This window comes from Cryobacterium sp. N19 (genome assembly GCF_002929595.1).
Classification (GTDB): Bacteria; Actinomycetota; Actinomycetes; order Actinomycetales; family Microbacteriaceae; genus Cryobacterium; species Cryobacterium flavum.
The window spans coordinates 1-4,794 of the sequence record NZ_PJJR01000022.1; the positions used below are offsets into that span (position 1 = coordinate 1).

The 4,794-nt window shown below is 61.0% G+C and carries 6 protein-coding genes and 1 pseudogene; 2 read left to right on the plus strand and 5 right to left on the minus strand.

Annotated elements, in window-relative coordinates; genetic code table 11:
* Window positions 1-92: 92 nt before the first annotated feature.
* Window positions 93-191 (plus strand): annotated as a pseudogene (locus tag CXY78_RS00260) (helix-turn-helix domain-containing protein); the annotation flags it as partial.
* 80 nt (window positions 192-271) lie between these two features.
* On the opposite strand, the gene CXY78_RS00265 reads toward CXY78_RS00260, so the two are convergent.
* Window positions 272-994, minus strand: a complete 723-nt coding sequence (locus tag CXY78_RS00265; protein WP_104087464.1) for an AAA family ATPase — start codon at window positions 992-994, stop codon at window positions 272-274.
* A gap of 164 nt (window positions 995-1,158) precedes the next feature.
* On the opposite strand from CXY78_RS00265, the gene CXY78_RS21930 reads away from it, so the two are divergent.
* Window positions 1,159-1,713 (plus strand): HXXEE domain-containing protein, encoded by a 555-nt coding sequence (locus CXY78_RS21930; protein WP_158252724.1) that lies wholly within the window; start codon window positions 1,159-1,161, stop codon window positions 1,711-1,713.
* Window positions 1,714-1,922: 209 nt separating this feature from the next.
* On the opposite strand, the gene CXY78_RS00275 is transcribed toward CXY78_RS21930, so the two are convergent.
* The 4 genes from CXY78_RS00275 to CXY78_RS00290 all read right to left on the minus strand — a co-directional run bounded on the left by CXY78_RS00275 (window position 1,923) and on the right by CXY78_RS00290 (window position 4,207).
* Window positions 1,923-2,561, minus strand: a complete 639-nt coding sequence (locus CXY78_RS00275; RefSeq protein WP_092342586.1) for a hypothetical protein — start codon at window positions 2,559-2,561, stop codon at window positions 1,923-1,925.
* A gap of 28 nt (window positions 2,562-2,589) precedes the next feature.
* Entirely contained in the window at window positions 2,590-3,084 is a 495-nt protein-coding gene (locus CXY78_RS00280) for a helix-turn-helix domain-containing protein (protein ID WP_104087467.1), read from the minus strand.
* Between the two features lie 239 nt (window positions 3,085-3,323).
* Window positions 3,324-3,599, minus strand: coding sequence for a DUF4287 domain-containing protein (locus CXY78_RS00285; protein WP_198412805.1), 276 nt, complete (start codon window positions 3,597-3,599; stop codon window positions 3,324-3,326).
* Between the two features lie 35 nt (window positions 3,600-3,634).
* Entirely contained in the window at window positions 3,635-4,207 is a 573-nt protein-coding gene (locus tag CXY78_RS00290) for an isochorismatase family protein (RefSeq protein ID WP_104087469.1), read from the minus strand.
* Between the last annotated feature and the right edge of the window lie 587 nt (window positions 4,208-4,794).

The following is a 4,794-nucleotide window of genomic DNA, read 5'->3' on the forward strand; positions in this document are numbered from 1 at the left end:
TCCACTATTACGCTGGGACAAACGGCCCGATAAATATCGAAGCCGCCAACAAAACGGCGGCATGAAACCCGGGACGGTTCAAAGTCCACAACGCCGGCCTTCACTCCAGCGCGGAACTAGCGGAACTCTTCAACGTCGCGCGATCGACCGTTTACCGCACTATCCAACGTCAGTTCGAATCTAGCCTTTGAGAAGGGCACCGATTGAAATCTCGTTGCCGGACTATCTAGTCCGGCAACGGGAACCCTAAAGACCGTTCGGGAAACCTCGGTCAGATTAGATGCCGGAGGTACCGTTGCGGATCCTCTAAAAACGATCGCCAGTTCCGAACCAGGTCGAGGTCGCCCCAGGCGCAGGGACGGTATCCCCACGGTCCGACCTCGTAGATCTCCGCACCGGGAATCGAGGCCAGGATCGGTGAATGAGTGGACAGAATCACTTGCGACCCTCCGGCGGCAAGGATGTCCCGAAGGTCGCATAGTAGGGCGAGCGATCCCGTGAACGAGAGCGCTGATTCCGGTTCGTCGAGGATCCACAAACCCGGGTAACGAGCCCGGGCGGCCACGAGATCGAGGAAGGATTCACCATGCGAACGCTCGTGGAACACCGGGTCGTTACCGCCCGGGTTGTCCTCGAGATAGGTGAAGAATCCATGCATCGTCTCCGCGCGAAGGAAGAAGCCGCCCCGGCGGGCACCCAGTCCTCGGCTCAATTGCAGGTGATCGGCGAGGGTGGACTCGGACCTACGGGTGGTGTGACGCGACCCAGTCGATCCGCCGTCTGGTCCCATCCCGTATGCACCCGCGATGGCCTCGACGAGCGTCGATTTCCCGACCCCGTTGTCGCCGACAAAAACGGTCACCTGGCCGAGTTCGAGACCGTGCTCGAGGAGCTGCGCGATCGGAGCAAGTGTCGCGGGCCAGACATCCTTAGGTAGAACGGGCGCGTTTGGGTCCTGGCCCACCGACCGAAGTGGAGTCACGTTTCTCGCCATACGATCATTCTGCCGGAATCGGAGTTCGAGACCGTTAGACCAACGCTTTGCGGAGCTCTGAACGTGTCAGGAAACTTGCGCGGTGTCCGTAAAGGAGCTTGGGCGGCGGGGACCGATATGATTTCGTTGTGTCGAGCAAGCCAACTGGAACCCGAATCGCTGCGGTGGCACTCTTCGCCGCATGGCTTGTGCACGACGTAGAAGAGGCATTCACCTTCCCGGCCACGTCCAGGCTGCTCGCCGCACGTCTGGGAACCGGCCGCGTCGTGGTTTCTCCGTCGCAATCTGTACTCGCCATCGCGCTCATGGGAGTGCTTGTTGGCACGGCCTGCGTTCGCGGCTCGCGCACCCAAGGAAAGTCACGTCTCTATCGGGCGGTGTTGGCGGGCTTGGAAGCTCATGTGGTCACGCACGTCGCGACTTCGATCTCCTTCAAGAGCTACACTGCTGGACTCATAACGGCACCCCTGGTGATGTTGCCCGGGGCGCGAGTGGCCCGGGATGAACTCCGTCGAAGCGGCTCGCCGCTCCTGCCGTCTGACACCGTACGTGGCGGGGCGCTTCTGTTCGCTTCAGCGATAGTTTCGCACCTAATTTCACGCCTCTTCCTCGGATTTATAGCGTCTTGCGGGAGCCAGAGACGCCCACATGATGGTGGCTTCGCGCGAAACTCCCTGGTGACGAGAAGGACCAACGAGCAGATGGAAACGCCCAAATAATCGCTATCTGACCTAACGGCCGGCAGGAAATTGGAAGCCATCAAGGGGAACTCTCTCCGGGGCGTGGGTGCTAGCGGGTCTACGCCTGTATGTCGAGCCGGGCAATGACGCGGCCTCCCAGCGGCGATCAGTTTTGGCTACATGGATCTCTTTGAGTCCGGGTGGTCGCACGCGGGAGAGACATCTAGATGGATGTCGATCTCGATCGCTCATTCCCAGGCGAGTGTGAACCAAGCGATCGCGCCGATGTACCCAACGAAAGTAATGAGCGCTAATCGGGTTGGCGTGCTGAACGGGTTGTGTCTGCTGAACCCGAAAAACGAGTTCGCGTTCAGGAGGTGCAGGAACAGCCCCCCGCCGAGCACACCCACATACGCCGTCGGTCGAGCGGTGAGGAGGACGACGATGGCAAAGAAGATGTATTCGGTGACGAAGGCTGTTTTCGGGTATTGCCAGAGTCCGAATCCCAGCTTGCGGTCCTTGCCGCCGAAGCCAAGGACAGGCAGGTCGTGCATGTGTACGACGAGATCGAGGATCCAGTGTGAGATGGCGGCGACCCAGAACAGCACCCCAACCAGGACGCTGTTGTAGAGAAGAGCGACGATCGCGGCGGGCACGAGCGTGAACAGGTTGCCGAGCACCAGCGAGTGGGAGAACGGGTAGGAGTCGAATCGGATAGAACGTTGCAGTGGGTCGTTCCGGCCAATCGTGACGCGTTCGCGGCCCAGGAGGACGAGGACGGGCCACACCAGGTCCGGCCAGGCGACGCCGACAGCGATCGGGATCACCGGCGAGTCCGGCACGAGCGTAACCAACACTGCAGCAGCTGCGTAGTGACCGATGTACATGGAAGTCCGTCGCGGGCGCGAAAACGGGTCAGTAGTTTGCAGCGACCCGCGAAGGGAGCGAAAGGGGATATTTCGCATCCAACCGTGGGTCGATGACGATTCGGAAGAGAAAGCCAAAGAGTAACCGCACTCCAGCCCAGTAGGCAGGAATAATGAACCATCCGAGCCACGAGATCGTCCCGGTGGGTTCCAGAACGATTGTCGCGAAGGTAACTAGGACTCCCACGCCTTGGAATAGATAGGTGAACGCGTGCGTGATGGAATCACGGCGGGCTTGCTGCGCGCTCTTGCGAGCATGTAACTGTTCCACCGCCTCACCGAAGTCGATGCTTTCAACGCTCACAAATAGGTCTCTGACAGGTACCTCGAGCGCATTCGCAATCAGAGCGACCGTATCCAAACTGGCATCGCTACCCGCTTCCACGCGTTGGATCGTTCGCCCCGCGACCCCGCTCTCCATCGCCAACCGCTCCTGAGTCCAGCCGCGGGCCCGACGGAGTTCACCGATGTGTGTCTTGTTCATGCTCTCAACCTAGGAGACAACCCGGCCGCCTTGCCACGACACCACCACGACAATCCGACGACAGCGTCAGACATAGTGGAACACGTTCAAGTTCGAGGCCCCCATATTCGTGCCCGCAAGCCGGACGCCCACCGGGGTACCTAAACACGCGATCGCCGGCTTGGGTCCGTACCAATAAGGAACTCTCAGCGGGCACCGAAATCCGTCCAAGTGAGCGGCGGCGGCCAGGAGCTATTGGCTCACGCGGGGCGGTTCTGCTTCCCGTCGAGCCAGAGTGTGTCGGATGCGTCACTGTGCGCGGTGCCACTGCCCACGTGCTTCGTGTTGATTTTTTCGCCGTTCTTGATGATGTGCACGAGCGCCATGGCGTGACCGCGGCCCAAGTCGAAGTCCGCCTTCAGCCAATCGACGATCACCCCGGCTTTCTTGGACGGGTCGTCGAACCCCTTCTCCTGAGCGAGCGCGATGAACTGTCGCGGGGCCAGTCCAGTCTTATTGTCGCAGTCGACAATCACCGGCCCGGCCGAGCAACGAAGCGTGAGCGAACGTTCTATCTCGCTCGAGGGGCTCTTCGCGTGAACTCGACGTCTGCCGTCGGCACGACCTTGCCGGTTCGACCGGGGGCGGCTTGGAAGCTCCAGTACAGGTTGGTGTGCTCAATCACCTGAGCGGGCGGCGGAGCGCCCCATTCGGTGAGATCTTCTGTGGTGTGCGCGTCGGAGACCAACGTCACATCGTAATCGCGGGTGAAACCCCCATGAAGGGTGGAGCGCACGCACGCGTCGGTTTGCGCACCGACAACGACGAGGTGCCCGACGTCGGTCCCGGCGAGCACCTGTTCCAGGCTGGTCGCCTCGAACGAGTCTCCATACTCTTTGCGGATAACGGCCTCACCGTGCGCTGGCGTGAGGTCGGGAACGATCTGCCAGACGTCGCTGTCGATCGGCAGCTCGTCAGAGGAATGCTGTACCCAGAGGACCGGCACTGTTTCAGCGCGGGCGCGGTCTACCAGAATCGCGATATTGGCAACCACCGGACCGCGCCGGTGGGCGTTGGCCAGAACCCCGTTCTGGGCATCTATCACGAGAAGCGCGGTACCGGAACGGTCAGTGGGACGGGACATTTCATCCTCCAATAGCAGAAGAGCGAGACTGCGATCATGCTACTCCCAACATCCGACACTCAGCTCGCGAACGGTGGTCAGCGTTCTCGATGCCGCGCCCTCGGGGACCTTGGAGTTCTGCCCGCCATGACGTGCCAATCTCCGATCGGTGTGGGGCGGGACTGTCAGAAAATTGATGGATAGAATGCCCGGAAGCCGGACGACCAACGGGCGCATTGAAGCGTGATTCCGCTCAAGTCGATGCGCTGAGCAAGTCGCCCGCAACGGGAACCCTCACCGGGACGAACGCCGGTGACCACTGTGGGACGATGATCGCGCCGGCGTAGTGCTCAATCGGACCGCCATAGAGCGGGTGCCCTCTTCTCGCAACGCCCTAGTAGGTTGGCATCAGTTAGCTGATCGATCTTGGCTCTGCTGGGGTCCCTGCGGTTGATCCGCCGCGGGCATATTGGCAGCGCAACCAAGCACAGCGCGGCAGGGGTACACCCTTGCTGTCAAGGGTGGGTTTACCTGCGCGCCCCATATGCTTGCATCCATGATCGCCGCCATCGCCTTCGTCACACTGATTGGCCTGCTGGTTCTCTTCC